Here is a 14,822-nt window from a genome sequence, read left to right as displayed (position 1 = left end):
CTAGGCAACTGAAGCGTTTTACTGAACGATCTTATCAGTAGGGATACGCAATGAGTTTGGCTCATGAATTAAGAGTATTAGAGTTAGAGTCTCAAGTTGGGCTGCTAGAGCGCTTACAGCTTTTGACTAACTTTGGTTCAAATCTAGTAACGGTGGCTGGTAAACCTGGCTCTGGCCGTTCTTGGTTAGCACAGCGTTATCTCGAAGCGTGGGCGACAGAAAAAAATCAGTGTTTACTGCTTTGTCATCCAAGCCAAGACGACCAACAACGCCGCGCGCTTATTCTTAGCCAAATTGTTTCTGATCCGCTATTTAATCAACATGACTCCTTATCTGATAGCCTAGCAAGGTTGCTGGGTGGTGAGCCGTGTAGCGTGGTTATCGTTGTCGATGATGCCCACCGACTTTCTGAGCTATTGGTATCCGAACTATGGATGCTGGTACTGGAAGCTCAAGCTAATCCCCAATGGACGATTAATGTCGTTCTTTTCTCAGAAATTGGTCACCTAGACACCTTACTCACACGTCTAAGTTACGGCCAACAGCACAAGCCTATCGATCTTGATATCGATAACCTTTCGCAATCAGAAGCTGAGTATTTCTTTGAATCACTGGTGATTCGATATGTGGATGATGAGTCTGAAACTCGTGTGCGACGTGCGTTTAATAAAGCGCAACCTCTGCCCGGTGATTTAATGGCTTTAGGAGAATTGAAAGTGGAAAAAAGGATTATTATTCGCTCAATCATTGGCTCACCAATCAATATCGCGATTGTGGTAGCCCTGTTGCTGTTGTTAATTGGTGTTGGTTATTGGTGGATGTTCAGCCAGCCGACGCCAGATGACAAAGCGCAATCTCTGATCGCACCTATCGAGCAGACTGCTATCCCAACGTTTGAGGTGGACAGTGGCTCTGAGCAAACTGGTGTTGAGGAAGTCGTAGACTCTGAAGCGTCAACTGACATCAGTTATCAAGGTGCCGATGATGACAGTTCATCTTTGCCACCGGTTGTGGTTGAAGAGACAGCTAGTGTTGGTGAGGTAGCACAAGATAAGCAGCGTGTCGTTATCACCTCTGATGTGGTTGATGCCTTGCTTGATGATAAACCCGAAAGTGCCGATACCAGTGCGATTGATGCTGCTGTTGAAGAAAATACAGGTGTCGAGGTTGGTTCGCAGTCAGATGCGGAAAAAGTGGAGTCACAGCATTCAACCGATGAAGCAGCAGACCTGACACAGTCCACACCACCAACTAAAAAAATTACATTCTCATTTTCTCGCGAAGAGTTGCAAGCGATCTCGCCGCGAGCTTATACCCTGCAGTTGAGTGCGATGACCTCATTGGAAGACGTACAATCTTTCATTGAAGAGTATGACCTTGAGAACAAGGTTCGTATTTACCCAACGCTTCGCAACGACACCAAGTGGTTTATTATCACTTATCAAGATTACCCAACGATTCAAGTGGCGCGAGACGCGGTAAGTGCGTTATCAAAACCACTTCAACAGTTAGAACCTTGGGCAAAATCGATGAATCAAGTGCATCGAGAGATAGAACGTGCGAAATAACCCTGAGCTTAGCCTCAAAATATGTTACATTCCGCAGCCTTATTTTTGTGTTGATAGATAGAGCAGTAAATGAAAAAGCAGCGTGCCTTTCTAAAATGGGCTGGTGGTAAGTATGGCCTAGTTGAAGACATCCAACGTCACCTGCCACCTGCTCGTAAATTGGTAGAACCATTTGTTGGTGCTGGTTCTGTGTTTTTGAACACGGACTACGAACAGTACTTGCTAGCTGACATCAATCCCGATCTTATCAACCTGTACAATCTACTCAAAACTGATCCTGAGACCTATATTGCGGAAGCAAAGCGCTGGTTCTGCCCTGAGAACAACCGCAAAGATGCCTTCTTAGATATCCGAGCTCAGTTCAACGATACTGACAATGTTATGTATCGCTCACTTGCTTTCTTGTACATGAACCGATTTGGCTTCAATGGCCTGTGTCGCTACAACAAGAAAGGCGGTTTTAACGTTCCGTTTGGTTCTTACAAAAAGCCTTACTTCCCAGAAGCCGAGCTGGAATTTTTTGCTGAAAAAGCGAAAAAGGCCACCTTTGTTTGTGAGGGATACCATGAGACCTTTAGTCGTGCCCGTAAAGGTTGCGTGGTTTACTGTGACCCTCCATACGCACCGTTGTCGAACACGGCTAACTTTACCTCTTACGCAGGTAATGGCTTCAGCTTAGATGATCAAGCAGCACTGGCTGATGTTGCTGAAAAAGCAGCAATGGAACGCGGTATCCCTGTGTTGATTTCAAACCACGATACGACATTAACTCGTCGCTTATATCATGGTGCGGAACTGAACGTGGTGAAGGTGAAGCGCACCATCAGCCGTAACGGCGCTGGGCGTAATAAAGTTGATGAGTTACTGGCGCTTTTCCATAAAGAGAAAAACCAGCAACAAATATCAGCGGAATAGTTCTGGTCAGAACAGCCGCCAAACTCATTAAATTGAGTGACCAACGGATACTTTCTTAAACTAATCTTTCGAACTGCTAGGATCTGCTTAGGTGCTTAGGTAGAATTGCACACCAAATAGTCTTGGGCTTGAGTCTTGTATTTGCGTATGAGATATCACCAAGGCGGTGACATTCGCAATTTACTTACTCTTAAGAGGCTTGGTATGAAAGATTTTCTAATCGCTCCATCGATTTTGTCTGCAGATTTTGCTCGTCTTGGTGAAGACGTAGAAAAAGTACTCGCAGCCGGTGCTGATGTTGTGCACTTTGATGTGATGGACAACCACTACGTACCTAACCTGACTTTTGGCGCGCCTATCTGTAAAGCGCTGCGCGACTACGGTATTACTGCTCCTATCGATGTTCACCTAATGGTTAAGCCAGTTGACAGCATTGTGCCTGAGTTTGCAAAAGCTGGCGCCTCAATGATTACCTTCCATGTTGAAGCATCAGAGCACATCGATCGCACTCTACAGCTAATCAAAGAACACGGCTGTAAAGCAGGTGTAGTTCTTAACCCAGCAACGCCTCTGTCTTGCCTAGATTACATCATGGATAAAGTAGACATGATTCTACTGATGTCTGTGAACCCTGGCTTCGGCGGTCAATCATTCATTCCTCACACGCTAGATAAGCTGCGTGCTGTTCGTAAGCTGATTGATGAGTCAGGCCGTGACATTCGCCTTGAGATTGATGGCGGCGTGAAGGTGGATAACATCCGTGAAATCGCAGAAGCGGGTGCAGATATGTTCGTTGCGGGTTCTGCTATCTTCAATCAACCGGATTACAAAGAAGTGATTGATGAGATGCGTGCAGAGCTTGCAAAAGTAAACGCATAATCGTAAAACTACAGATAGATTGAATATTAAGGGGCTAATTTGCCCCTTTTTTACGTCTTATTGCTCAACAAATGAGACGAAAACAATTAATAGGAAAGTAAGATGTCATTAAGCTCAATAAAACTGATTGCCTTTGATTTGGATGGAACCTTGTTAGACAGCGTGCCTGATTTGGCAGTAGCTGCTGACCAAGCTTGTCAGGAGCTAGGTTTCCCTTCAGTGAGTGAAGAGCAAGTTCGTGACTATGTAGGTAATGGTGCTGACGTGCTTATCGGTCGTTCATTAAGCCGCGACCTAACTGTGGACCCAAGTTTAGAGCCAGAGCTGCTGAAAAAAGCGCGTATTTTGTTTGATGATTTCTACGAGCAGGGCGGTCATAAGCTAAGCCACCTTTACCCATCAGTAAAAGAAACGCTGGCAGACCTGAACAAAGCGGGCTTTACTATGGCATTGGTAACCAATAAGCCATCGAAGTTTGTACCCGACGTTCTGGCGCAACACGGTATTGATAAGTACTTTGTTGATGTGTTGGGCGGTGATTCTTTCCCAGAGAAAAAACCGAACCCAGTAGCGCTGAACTGGTTGCTAGAAAAGCACAACGTTAAAGCAGAAGAGATGCTAATGGTTGGTGATTCAAGCAACGACATCAAAGCGGCTAAGAATGCAGGCTGTCACTCGTTTGGTCTGACTTACGGTTATAACCACGGCGAGCCGATTTCAGCATCAAACCCTGACTATGTGGCGGATAACGTTGCGCAATTGCTCGATGTCGTTCTAGTTTCAGCATAAAGCGTACAAAAGTTAGCTAACCCACTAGCAAAATACTTATCAATGAGTACACTGGATGAGCCGCGCAGAAAGAGCTGTGCGGCTTTTCTATATTTAAGTTAAGAAGCTAAGCGTTCAATAAACTTAGCGAATAAGCAAAGGAATTAAAACCATGAGCAAGCCCATCGTATTGAGTGGTGTTCAACCATCTGGTGAACTAAGTATCGGTAACTACTTGGGTGCTCTACGTCAATGGCAACAGATGCAAGATGATTACGATTGCCAATACTGTGTTGTAGACCTTCACGCAATTACGGTTCGCCAAGATCCGAAAGCACTGCATGAAGCGACTCTAGACGCACTAGCTATTTGTCTTGCTGTCGGTGTTGATCCAAAGAAGAGCACGCTATTTGTTCAGTCTCACGTACCAGAGCATGCTCAACTTGGTTGGCTTCTTAACTGTTACACACAAATGGGTGAACTGAGCCGAATGACTCAGTTTAAAGACAAATCTGCACGTCACTCAAACGACGTAAACGTAGGTTTGTTTGATTACCCAGTGTTGATGGCTGCAGACATCTTGCTTTACGGTGCTCACCAAGTGCCAGTAGGTAGCGACCAGAAACAACACCTAGAGTTAGCGCGTGATATCGCAACTCGCTTCAACAACATCTACTCGCCAGAACAGCCAATCTTCGAAGTGCCAGAACCGTACATCCCAACAGTGAATGCACGTGTAATGAGCCTACAAGATGCGACCAAGAAGATGTCTAAGTCGGACGACAACCGTAAGAACGTGATTACTCTGCTAGAAGAGCCTAAGTCGATCATCAAGAAGATCAACAAAGCGCAAACGGATGCAGAAACACCACCACGTATTGCTCATGATTGGGAAAGCAAAGCGGGTATCTCTAACCTGATGGGCCTTTACTCGGCAGCAACAGGTAAAACATTCGAAGAGATTGAAGCGCAGTACCAAGGTGTTGAAATGTACGGCCCATTCAAGAAAGATGTGGGTGCTGCGATTGTTGAGATGCTTGAGCCGATTCAAGCGGAATACCACCGCATCCGTGCTGACCGTGCCTACATGGACGCAGTAATGAAAGCGGGCGCAGAAAAAGCCTCTGAGCGCGCAGCCGTAACGCTGAAGAAAGCATACGAAGCAGTAGGTTTTGTAACTCGCCCATAGGGTGAACCAAAACCTTCCGCGATAAAATCTAAGCCCAAAGTAACTGCGTTTACTTTGGGCTTTTTAGTGTCTGCCAATTAAGGCTTCCCAATAATCATGCTATTTTAATTTATAGTTTATATATGTGGCGGCTAACATATTTGTAATGTCAATGTTGTGCAGAGTGTCTTATTAAGTAAGTTTAGGCTTTATAAATGTGCGCTTATTTCTATTTATGTTGGAAATGCATGCCGCGCCAAACAATTGATGATTCCAAAGTGATAAGTTCCTCATTTTCTTGCTAACTGACTTATTTCTTTCATAAATAAACCTGATATTAGACACAAATAGCAGGCTCTGCTCAGGGCTTAGCTTGCATTCAAATAAATATCAGGTATGACAATGGATACGTTAATCAAACCCTCTTTACTTGCACTGACTATTGCCAGCGCGCTTAGTGCCAACGCTAACGCAGAAATTATTCTCTCCCAGTATGTTGAAGGCGGCTCCTACAACAAAGCGGTTGAAATCGCGAATACAGGTGATGCAGCGGTAACGCTATCCGGCTACGAGCTAGCTAAATCATCAAATGGTGGCGGTACTTGGGGCAGCACAATCGACCTTAGCCAAGTGACGCTACAAGCGAATCAAGTGTATGTACTGGCACATGGTGATGCGAGCGATGCCATCAAAGCTATCGCGGATATCACAGATAAAAGCGTTGCGAACTTTAACGGTGACGATCCGATCGCGTTGCTTAAAGATGGTGAAGTGCACGACATCATCGGTGTGATGGGTGACGTAGATTTTGGTAAAGACTCCACATTGGTTCGTAACAGTGATGCACTCACCCCTTCTGCTACCTATGATGCATCTCGGTGGACAGCATTTGAGAAAGACAACATTGACGGTCTTGGTGAGCTAAATGCGACTGAGCCACCAGCACCATTCGCTTGTGAAGTAGACGGTCAGCAACCTAACTTCACTACCATTCAAGAGATTCAAGGTGAAGGCGATACATCTCCATTGATTGATGGTTACCCATACATTACCGACGAAGATCATTTCGTAACTGGTGTCGTTACTGCTGTTACCACTGGCCTAACCAAAGGTTTCTACCTACAAGCACTAGAAAGTGATAACAACGATAAGACCTCAGAAGGCTTGTTCATTCATACTGACGCAGCAGACACGGAACTAAAAGCTGGTGACGTTGTTTGTGTTAAAGGTAAAGTTCAAGAGTACTACAGCAATACTCAGCTAGCTTCTGATGCTAACAGCTATGTGAAAACAGGCACATCGGATATCCCTCGAGTTACCGATCTTGTTATCAAAGAAGGTGAGACGCTGCGTGATGCGCTTGAGCGTCATGAAGGCATGCAAGTTGAACTAACCTCGTCAAGTGACTTGTTGGTAACTCGCAACTTCTCTTACGACTACGACTCTCGTCGTAACAACATGATGCTGTCTCATGAAGCGCCATTGTTTAAGCCGACTCAATTACACGCAGCAGAGAGCGATGCAGCCGTTGAGCTAGCAAAAGACAACGCAGCAAATCGCGTATACCTAGAGTCAGATGGTAAAGCACCAAACGGCCAAATTCCTTACTACCCTGACTTTGCAAAAGATGCAGACCAAGATGGCTCTTCTGAGCAGCACATTCGCCTTGGTTCGCGAGTAGAAGGTCTACAAGGCGCGGTGGTATACAGCTATAACGAGTACCGCCTGATTGCGACCAATGAAGTCGATAACACCAACTTCGTCACTTCAGGTGAAGGCTTCGACGTGGCTCGTAAAGATGCTCCAGCGATTGCGGGTTCAGATTTGCGTATCGCCAGCTTCAACGTACTGAACTATTTCAACTCTGTGGCTGACAGTGGCCATGAAAACCCAACTGGACAAAACCGTGGGGCGACTAACCTAGATGAGTTTCTGATCCAGCAAGCGAAAATCGTTGCGGCGATGAACAAGATGGACGCTGACATCATTGGTTTGATGGAAGTCGAGAACAACGGTTTTGGTGACAGCAGTGCTGTGAAGAACTTGGTGGATGCATTGAACGCTGAAATCGAAGACACAGAAGATCATTACACTTACGTTGAAATCGCGGAGCAAGACAAATACCAAGATGAGTACTTTGGTAGCGATGCGATCATGGTGGCGATCCTATACCGTGCAAACGAAGTGACGCCAAAAGAAGCAGCGAAAGTGATTGTGACGCCAGAGCAGCACATCGAAGAAAACACCATTACACGTGGTGACGATGCAGAAGGCAACCCAGCTTACGACAAATACCAGCGTCATAGCTTGCTACAGACCTTTACGGTGAAAGAGACAGGTAAAGATCTATCTGTTGTTGTTAACCACTTCAAATCGAAAGGTTCTGAATGTATTGAAGAATGGATCGCTGGCGTAGAAGACTCTGAGCCGGCGGATCTGCAAGGCAACTGTAACAACTTCCGTGTTTCTGCAGCCAACGTTGTGGGTGACGCTCTAAAAGGCATTGAAGGTGATGTGCTAGTAATGGGTGACCTAAACGCGTATGGCATGGAAGACCCTCTGCTTACACTGACTGATTACTCGAAAGAGAAATACGGCCGTGACATCTACACAGCTGCTTACACAACCATTGGTAGTGGTGAGCTTCAAGTGGAGAAGACCAAAATTGAAAAAGGCTACGGTTACCATAACCTGAACACAGTACTTCACGGCGCAGACACCTTCTCATACACCTACTCTGGTGAGCTAGGTAACCTAGACCACGCGTTGGCGAGCAACAGCTTGGCACAAAAAGTGGTGGCGATTGAAGATTGGCACATCAACTCACTAGAAAGTAACTTGTTCGAATACAGCAGCAAGTACACCGGTGATATGCCAAAGTATAAAGATGCGTTCTCTGCGTCTGACCACGATCCTGTGATCATCGCGATTGATTTCCCAGATACAGATATCGCTCTACCAAGCTCAGGTGAAAACCTAGTAGTGGAAGTTCGTCTGCCACCAAATGCAGCTGTTAATGATGTACTGACGGTTAGCTTAACACCAGCAGGCGCTATTCAAGCAACATCATCCAACTCAGAACCTCAAGGTTATGCTGCAAGTGCGACTTTGGTGCAAGCCGATATTGATGCTCGAAGTGTTAATATTGAATTTGACGAAAAAATAGCACAAGGTCAGTACTTACTAACGGAAAAATTAATGGACCCTACTGGTGAAACAGTTAAGTTTAGCTCCGAGCGTGAAGTGACTGTGACAGCTCCTAAAAATAACGGTGGTTCGTTTGGTTTTGGTGCACTGATTTCAACGTTTGGCTTAGCAATGTGGCGTCGTCGTAAGTAGGTCAATCACAAATAGATTGGCTTGCCATACAAGAAAGCCAATTCAGATAAATTAAGGCTATCTGTAAACAATTAAGGTCAACTTAGGTTGGCCTTAATTATTGGTCAAATGCAGTTTCCACTTGCCTTTCGCTATGGGTATTGCACAATACCGCCCCTATATCCCCCAATCATTTAGTATTTAGCAAACGATTTCACCCATGTTACTTATCATCGATAACTATGACTCTTTTACCTATAACTTATATCAGTATTTCTGTGAGTTAGGGGTAACTGTAAAGGTTGTACGCAACGATGAAATTGATATTGCGGGTATTGAAGCGCTGAATCCTAGTCACCTTGTGATCTCCCCGGGTCCTTGTACGCCGGATGATGCGGGTATCTCTCTACAAGTCATAGAACACTTCGTTGGTAAACTACCTATCTTAGGTGTGTGTCTTGGCCATCAAGCTATTGCTCAAGTGTTTGGCGGTGAAGTGGTGAGAGCAAGACAAGTGATGCACGGTAAAACCTCACCGATACGCCACAATGGTAAGAGTGTTTTCCAAGGGCTGAATAACCCACTAACCGTCACGCGTTACCACTCCCTTGTGGTAAAAAACGGCACACTACCAGATTGCTTTGAATTGACGTCTTGGACGGAACTTGAAGATGGCAGTATGGATGAGATCATGGGCTATCAACACAAAACCTTGCCAATTGATGCGGTTCAGTTTCACCCTGAGTCGATTAAAACAGAGCAAGGGCACCAACTTCTCGCTAACTTTTTAGCACGTTAAATGTTTAAAGCAGGCGTTTTATTCTCCTAAATAGGTGAGCTTAACCTGCCAACTCCTTCGTTACGCGTTTTAATTCGAGTTTTACTGGGCTCGATCCTTCTGACGCCGATCACTTTTTATAACATTTCTTCCTCGTTAGGCTAACTTTTTAACCTATGCAAAGTTATTCGCCGTATTTCCTCTCGAACCCAATTTACCGCTGTGCCAGTAAGGCTTTGCCGTTGCTGGATAGGCGTTTACGTAAAAAAAGCTTCATAAAACAGGTTGATTGATGCATAAATAGTCATAGATAGTGAGGTTTAGCTGGTTGTGAGGGATGGCTAAAGAATAATCCACTATTGAAAACGTTAATTAAATGTAAATATAATGCTGCAGCGGGATTGTGGCGAGACAAAATTTTATCGTCTCACTTATGAATCATTACGCTTATTTGCGAAGCTTGCGGTATCGAAAAGGAATGTACGATGACAGTGGAAAATAATGTAGAACGTAGTCTGTTTAATGAGGTGATGGTGCCTTGTTATAACCCAATGGAAATGATCCCAGTAAAAGGGGAAGGCGCACGCGTATGGGACCAACAAGGCCGAGAGTATATCGACTTTGCTGGTGGTATTGCCGTGAGCTGTTTGGGTCACTGTCACCCAGCAATGGTGAATGCCGTTACTGAGCAAGCAAACAAAATTTGGCATCTAAGTAATGTAATGACTAACGAACCTGCACTGCGTCTAGCGAAGAAGCTAACTGACGTATGTTTTGCAGAAAAAGCATTCTTTGCGAACTCTGGCGCAGAAGCGAATGAAGCAGCACTTAAGCTAGCTCGTCGTTGGGCGGCGGATGTTCACGGTCCTGAGAAATCTGAAATCATTGCATTCAAACAAGGTTTCCACGGCCGTACTTTCTTTACCGTAACGGTTGGTGGTCAAGAAGCTTACTCTGATGGCTTCGGTCCAAAACCTGGCGATGTTACTCACCTGCCTTACAATGATATTGCAGCGTTAGAAGCACACATCTCTGATCGCACTTGTGCAATCATGATGGAACCTCTGCAAGGTGAGGGCGGTATCATTTCTCCAACGGCTGAATTCGTTAATACGGTTCGTGAACTGTGTGACAAACACAATGCACTGCTGATTTTTGATGAAGTACAAACAGGTAATGGCCGTACTGGTGATTTCTATGCTTACCAAGGTCTAGGTGTAACACCAGATATCTTAAGCACGGCGAAGTCACTAGGTGGCGGTTTCCCTATCGGCGCAATGCTTACGACATCTGAACTTGCGACTCACCTCAAGGTTGGTACGCATGGTTCTACTTACGGTGGTAACCCACTGGCGTGTGCGGTAGCTGAAGCTGTGGTTGACGTGGTTAGCCAACCTGAAACTCTGGCTGGCGTGAAAGAGCGTGAAGCGCTATTCCGTGATGGTCTAACTATGATTAACGACAAATACCAAATTTTCAGTGAGATCCGTGGTAAAGGCCTATTGTTAGGTGCTGCACTGAATGACGAATGGCAAGGACGTGCGCGCGACGTATTAGTAGCAGCAGGCGAGCAAGGCCTAATGGTACTGGTTGCGGGTGCAAACGTGGTTCGTTTTACTCCATCACTGGTTATCACTAAACAAGAAATTGAAGAAGGCTTATCAAAACTAGACAAAGCAATCGCTACGCTAGTTTAGCCTGAGCGGCGTCATAGGAATGATCGCCATTAGAGCGATCCCATGACGTACTGCTAAAGGCCCAAGCTTCTGGTTTTGGGCCTATTTTGCATCTGGAGGGAATATTGATGCTAGTTGTTCGCCCAATAAAACTGTCTGATTACGATGCGCTGCACACCTGTGCAGTTGAATCAGGTCATGGATTCACATCTCTTCCGGTTAACGAAGAATTGTTAACTAACCGAATTACCCACTCTGAATACAGCTTTGCGAAAGCAGACGTGACTGAACCTGGTGATGAAGGCTACCTAATGGTGGGCTTTGACGCTGAAACTGGCGAAGTCGCTGGTACAACAGGTATCGAAGCTTCGATTGGCTGGGATGTGCCTTTTTACTCGTACCACATCAGTAAAGTGGTTCACTCTTCACAGCGCCTTAAAGTGAATAACGTGGTTAAGCTGCTGACGTTTGGTAATAACTATACAGGTTGCAGCGAAATTTGTACGCTGTTCTTACGTCCTGATTACCGAAAAGGCTTAAACGGTAGACTCATGTCTAAGTGTCGTTTCCTACTGATGGCTGAGCACCCAGAGCGTTTCTCTAAAACGATCTTTGCTGAGATGCGTGGTGTATCAGATGCAGAAGGCAACTCGCCATTCTGGAAATGGTTGCAAGAGCACTTCTTCTCGATTGATTTCACACTCGCCGATTACCTAACGGGTATTGGTAAGAAAGGCTTCATCGCGGACCTAATGCCGAAGCTACCAATCTATGTAAACCTATTGAGTGAAGAAGCTCAGGCGGTGATTGGTCAAGTGCACGACAACACCCTTCCAGCATTGAAACTGCTAGAACGTGAAGGTTTCACTAATCGTGGTTACGTCGACATCTTTGATGCGGGACCAACGGTTGAGTGTGATTTAAGAAACATCGAATCTGTACGTCACTCCGTTCGAGCACAGGTTCAAATTGCAGAGCACTCTAGCTCTAAAGACTTCCTAATTGGTAATACCTCGTTTGAGAACTTCCGCGCAGTAGCTGCGAAAGGTGCGTATGACCAAGCAAGCAACACAGTGATTTTATCATCTGAAGTAGCAAGCGCTCTTGAAGTAAAAGAAGGCGATTTCGTTCGCATGCTGGCTCAATAAGAGCAGCGATTATCTGTCGAAGATTTTAAGGATAGAAGTATGACTCAGTGGATAGCAGGACAATGGGTGGCAGGTCAAGGTGACGCCATGACATCAGTAAGCCCATATAACAACGAAGTAGTGTGGCAAGGTGATAGCGCAACACCGGCACAGGTTGAATCTGCAGTGACAGCGGCTCGCGAAGCGTTTCTAGTTTGGAAGAAACTGAGCTTTGCTGAGCGTGAAGCGATCGTGTTGAAGTTCGCGGAAAAAGTAAAAGAGCACAGCGAAGAGATCGCGCAAATTATCGCAAAAGAGACGGGCAAACCTATTTGGGAAACTCGAACTGAAGCGGGCGCAATGGCGGGCAAGATCGCTATCTCTATTCGTGCTTACCACGAGCGTACAGGTGAAGCATCACGTGAAGCGGCGGGTAACCAAATTGTACTTCGTCACCGTCCGTTGGGCGTAATGGCGGTATTTGGCCCTTACAACTTCCCAGGTCACCTACCGAACGGTCATATTGTTCCCGCACTACTATCGGGAAATACTGTGGTATTTAAACCGTCAGAGCAGACGCCTTGGACAGGTGAATTTGCGATGAAGCTATGGCAAGAAGCCGGTCTTCCTGCTGGCGTAATCAACCTAGTGCAGGGTGCTAAAGAGACCGGTATAGCATTAGCGGATGCGAAAGGTCTTGATGGTGTGCTGTTCACAGGCAGTGCCAATACGGGTCACATCCTTCACCGTCAATTCGCGGGCCAACCGGGCAAGATGCTGGCACTAGAAATGGGCGGCAACAACCCTATGGTGATCAGCGACCAATACGGTGATGCAGACGCAACGGTATACACTATCATCCAATCGGCTTTCATCAGTGCGGGTCAACGTTGTACATGTGCACGTCGCTTGTATGTTCCTGTTGGAGAGAAGGGCGATCAACTACTGGATAAGCTCGTTGCTGCGACCGTGAAGATTCGTGTCGATCAGCCATTCGCTGAGCCAGCACCCTTCATGGGGCCACAGATCTCTGAAGCTGCGGCTAAGTTCATTCTGGACGCGCAAGCGAATCTGCAATCGTTAGGCGGTGTAAGTCTAGTCGAAGCAACAGCGGGCGAAGCGGCGTTTGTTTCTCCAGGCATTATCGATGCAACCAACATTGCTGAGTTGCCAGATGAAGAGTACTTTGGTCCATTGCTACAAGTGGTTCGTTACCAATCGCTAGAGCAAGCGGTTGAGTTAGCTAACGACACTCGCTTTGGTTTGTCAGCAGGTTTAGTATCGACAGACGATTCTGAGTGGGAGTACTTCGTTGACCATATCCGCGCGGGTATTGTTAACCGTAACCGCCAGCTAACAGGTGCAAGTGGTGATGCACCATTCGGTGGCCCGGGTGCGTCAGGTAACCTACGTCCAAGTGCTTACTATGCGGCGGATTACTGTGCTTACCCAATGGCTTCAATGGAAGGTGGCGAAACTCAACTGCCAGCAATATTTAGCCCAGGTATCGAGCTGTAGTTTAGATTGATATTAAGCTAAGGCTTATTCGATAGTTATGAGATAAGGAAGCGAACTGTTGCTTCCTTATTCTAACCACGCTCAGCATCAAGATTGGGCGGTAGATAATAATAGAACAAGTATGTCACAGGCTGCTGACTTTGTGTCTCAGTCTCTCCCTTTCTAATCCAAATTACTAGCTTGCTAGAACCTCTGACAAGGAGTCACCATGACGCCCGATCTACTCTTTAAATCCCTATGGGACGATTACATTCACAGGCTTTGCCCATCGGCAGAGAAAGTACATCATTTGTTAAAAGAAGATGAAGCGCTGATCAACGATCACATTGCATTGCGTACTTTTAATGTTGCTCCTCTAGGTATCGAAACATTAGCCAAACCTTTCCTTGAGCTGGGTTATAAAGCATGTGGCGATTACTTGTTTGAAAGCAAGAAGCTAGTGGCTAAACACTACGAACACCCAGATCCAAAACAACCGAAAGTGTTCATTAGTGAGTTGAAGGTAGAAGAGTGCTCTAGTGAATTACAACAAATCGTCGCCAAATTGGTTGAGCAAGTCGATGCTAGTAAACTGCAAGGTCATGAATTCCTATTTGGTGGCCGCCTCTGGGATTTGAGCTTCGCTGATTTTCAACTGCTAGCGAAGAAGAGTGAATACGCCTCTTGGTTAGCAGCTCACGGTTACGGTGCCAACCACTTCACGGTCAGTGTCAATCAACTGAACAAGTTCGATGAAGTACAAGCAGTGAATGACTACCTGAGTGATGCTGGCTTTACGATTAACGCATCTGGTGGTGAGGTGAAAGGCTCTCCAGAGGTGTTATTAGAGCAATCATCAACCATGGCGGACAAAGTCCCAGTGGCATTTGTTGAAGGCAATGAGATGATTCCTGGTGGCTTCTATGAGTTCGCTAAGCGCTATGCGATGGCCAATGGTGAGCTTTATACCGGTTTTGTTGCTGCATCGGCGGACAAAATCTTCGAAAGTACCAACGGTTAAAGAAAGATACGAGTACGGGTTTCCCCCTAGAGATGTGAGGCGCTTCGCTTCGAGAATGTTTACAGGCGAGGGCGTCATGTGCTCCATTCGCATCTCGAATCCGATCT

The 14,822-nt window shown here is 45.9% G+C and carries 11 protein-coding genes; all 11 read left to right on the top strand.

Annotation, left to right across the window (positions count from 1 at the left end):
• Positions 1 to 50: 50 nt before the first annotated feature.
• The 11 genes from L1D11_RS10020 to L1D11_RS09970 all read left to right on the top strand — a co-directional run bounded on the left by L1D11_RS10020 (position 51) and on the right by L1D11_RS09970 (position 14,715).
• Positions 51 to 1,568 carry an AAA family ATPase gene (locus L1D11_RS10020; RefSeq protein ID WP_239832397.1) on the top strand — a complete coding sequence of 506 codons (1,518 nt, stop codon included), beginning with the start codon at positions 51 to 53 and terminating at the stop codon, positions 1,566 to 1,568.
• A gap of 69 nt (positions 1,569 to 1,637) precedes the next feature.
• Complete coding sequence (locus L1D11_RS10015) at positions 1,638 to 2,483, top strand: Dam family site-specific DNA-(adenine-N6)-methyltransferase (protein WP_239832398.1); 846 nt, start codon at positions 1,638 to 1,640, stop codon at positions 2,481 to 2,483.
• 204 nt (positions 2,484 to 2,687) lie between these two features.
• Positions 2,688 to 3,362 (top strand): ribulose-phosphate 3-epimerase, encoded by a 675-nt coding sequence (gene rpe / locus L1D11_RS10010; protein WP_017068835.1) that lies wholly within the window; start codon positions 2,688 to 2,690, stop codon positions 3,360 to 3,362.
• A gap of 102 nt (positions 3,363 to 3,464) precedes the next feature.
• On the top strand, positions 3,465 to 4,151 hold the full coding sequence (locus L1D11_RS10005) for a phosphoglycolate phosphatase (RefSeq protein WP_239832399.1): 687 nt from the start codon (positions 3,465 to 3,467) through the stop codon (positions 4,149 to 4,151).
• 151 nt (positions 4,152 to 4,302) lie between these two features.
• Positions 4,303 to 5,319, top strand: coding sequence for a tryptophan--tRNA ligase (gene trpS / locus L1D11_RS10000; RefSeq protein WP_061033627.1), 1,017 nt, complete (start codon positions 4,303 to 4,305; stop codon positions 5,317 to 5,319).
• A 381-nt stretch (positions 5,320 to 5,700) separates the two neighbouring features.
• Positions 5,701 to 8,637, top strand: a complete 2,937-nt coding sequence (locus tag L1D11_RS09995) for an ExeM/NucH family extracellular endonuclease (protein ID WP_239832400.1) — start codon at positions 5,701 to 5,703, stop codon at positions 8,635 to 8,637.
• A gap of 199 nt (positions 8,638 to 8,836) precedes the next feature.
• A complete protein-coding gene (locus L1D11_RS09990; protein WP_102425085.1) occupies positions 8,837 to 9,415 on the top strand; it encodes an aminodeoxychorismate/anthranilate synthase component II in 579 nt (192 codons plus the stop codon).
• A gap of 464 nt (positions 9,416 to 9,879) precedes the next feature.
• Complete coding sequence (locus L1D11_RS09985) at positions 9,880 to 11,091, top strand: aspartate aminotransferase family protein (RefSeq protein ID WP_239832401.1); 1,212 nt, start codon at positions 9,880 to 9,882, stop codon at positions 11,089 to 11,091.
• Positions 11,092 to 11,198: 107 nt separating this feature from the next.
• On the top strand, positions 11,199 to 12,218 hold the full coding sequence (astA, locus tag L1D11_RS09980; protein ID WP_239832402.1) for an arginine N-succinyltransferase: 1,020 nt from the start codon (positions 11,199 to 11,201) through the stop codon (positions 12,216 to 12,218).
• Positions 12,219 to 12,257: 39 nt separating this feature from the next.
• Positions 12,258 to 13,715 (top strand): succinylglutamate-semialdehyde dehydrogenase, encoded by a 1,458-nt coding sequence (gene astD / locus L1D11_RS09975; RefSeq protein ID WP_239832403.1) that lies wholly within the window; start codon positions 12,258 to 12,260, stop codon positions 13,713 to 13,715.
• Positions 13,716 to 13,923: 208 nt separating this feature from the next.
• Positions 13,924 to 14,715, top strand: a complete 792-nt coding sequence (locus tag L1D11_RS09970; protein ID WP_239832404.1) for a DUF1338 domain-containing protein — start codon at positions 13,924 to 13,926, stop codon at positions 14,713 to 14,715.
• Positions 14,716 to 14,822 lie beyond the last annotated feature (107 nt).

The organism is Vibrio sp. Isolate32 (genome assembly GCF_022397955.1).
In the GTDB taxonomy this organism is placed as follows: Bacteria; Pseudomonadota; Gammaproteobacteria; order Enterobacterales; family Vibrionaceae; genus Vibrio.
The sequence above is the reverse complement of the archived record's forward strand: the minus strand, read 5'-3'. Positions and strand labels throughout refer to the sequence as shown.

Bases quoted from the DNA above. Each gene is read 5' to 3' on its own strand.
- L1D11_RS10020 (WP_239832397.1), top strand. From the start codon at position 51: ATGAGTTTGGCTCATGAATTAAGAGTATTAGAGTTAGAGTCTCAAGTT.
- L1D11_RS10015 (WP_239832398.1), top strand. From the start codon at position 1,638: ATGAAAAAGCAGCGTGCCTTTCTAAAATGGGCTGGTGGTAAGTATGGC.
- rpe (WP_017068835.1), top strand. From the start codon at position 2,688: ATGAAAGATTTTCTAATCGCTCCATCGATTTTGTCTGCAGATTTTGCT.
- L1D11_RS10005 (WP_239832399.1), top strand. From the start codon at position 3,465: ATGTCATTAAGCTCAATAAAACTGATTGCCTTTGATTTGGATGGAACC.
- trpS (WP_061033627.1), top strand. From the start codon at position 4,303: ATGAGCAAGCCCATCGTATTGAGTGGTGTTCAACCATCTGGTGAACTA.
- L1D11_RS09995 (WP_239832400.1), top strand. From the start codon at position 5,701: ATGGATACGTTAATCAAACCCTCTTTACTTGCACTGACTATTGCCAGC.
- L1D11_RS09990 (WP_102425085.1), top strand. From the start codon at position 8,837: ATGTTACTTATCATCGATAACTATGACTCTTTTACCTATAACTTATAT.
- L1D11_RS09985 (WP_239832401.1), top strand. From the start codon at position 9,880: ATGACAGTGGAAAATAATGTAGAACGTAGTCTGTTTAATGAGGTGATG.
- astA (WP_239832402.1), top strand. From the start codon at position 11,199: ATGCTAGTTGTTCGCCCAATAAAACTGTCTGATTACGATGCGCTGCAC.
- astD (WP_239832403.1), top strand. From the start codon at position 12,258: ATGACTCAGTGGATAGCAGGACAATGGGTGGCAGGTCAAGGTGACGCC.
- L1D11_RS09970 (WP_239832404.1), top strand. From the start codon at position 13,924: ATGACGCCCGATCTACTCTTTAAATCCCTATGGGACGATTACATTCAC.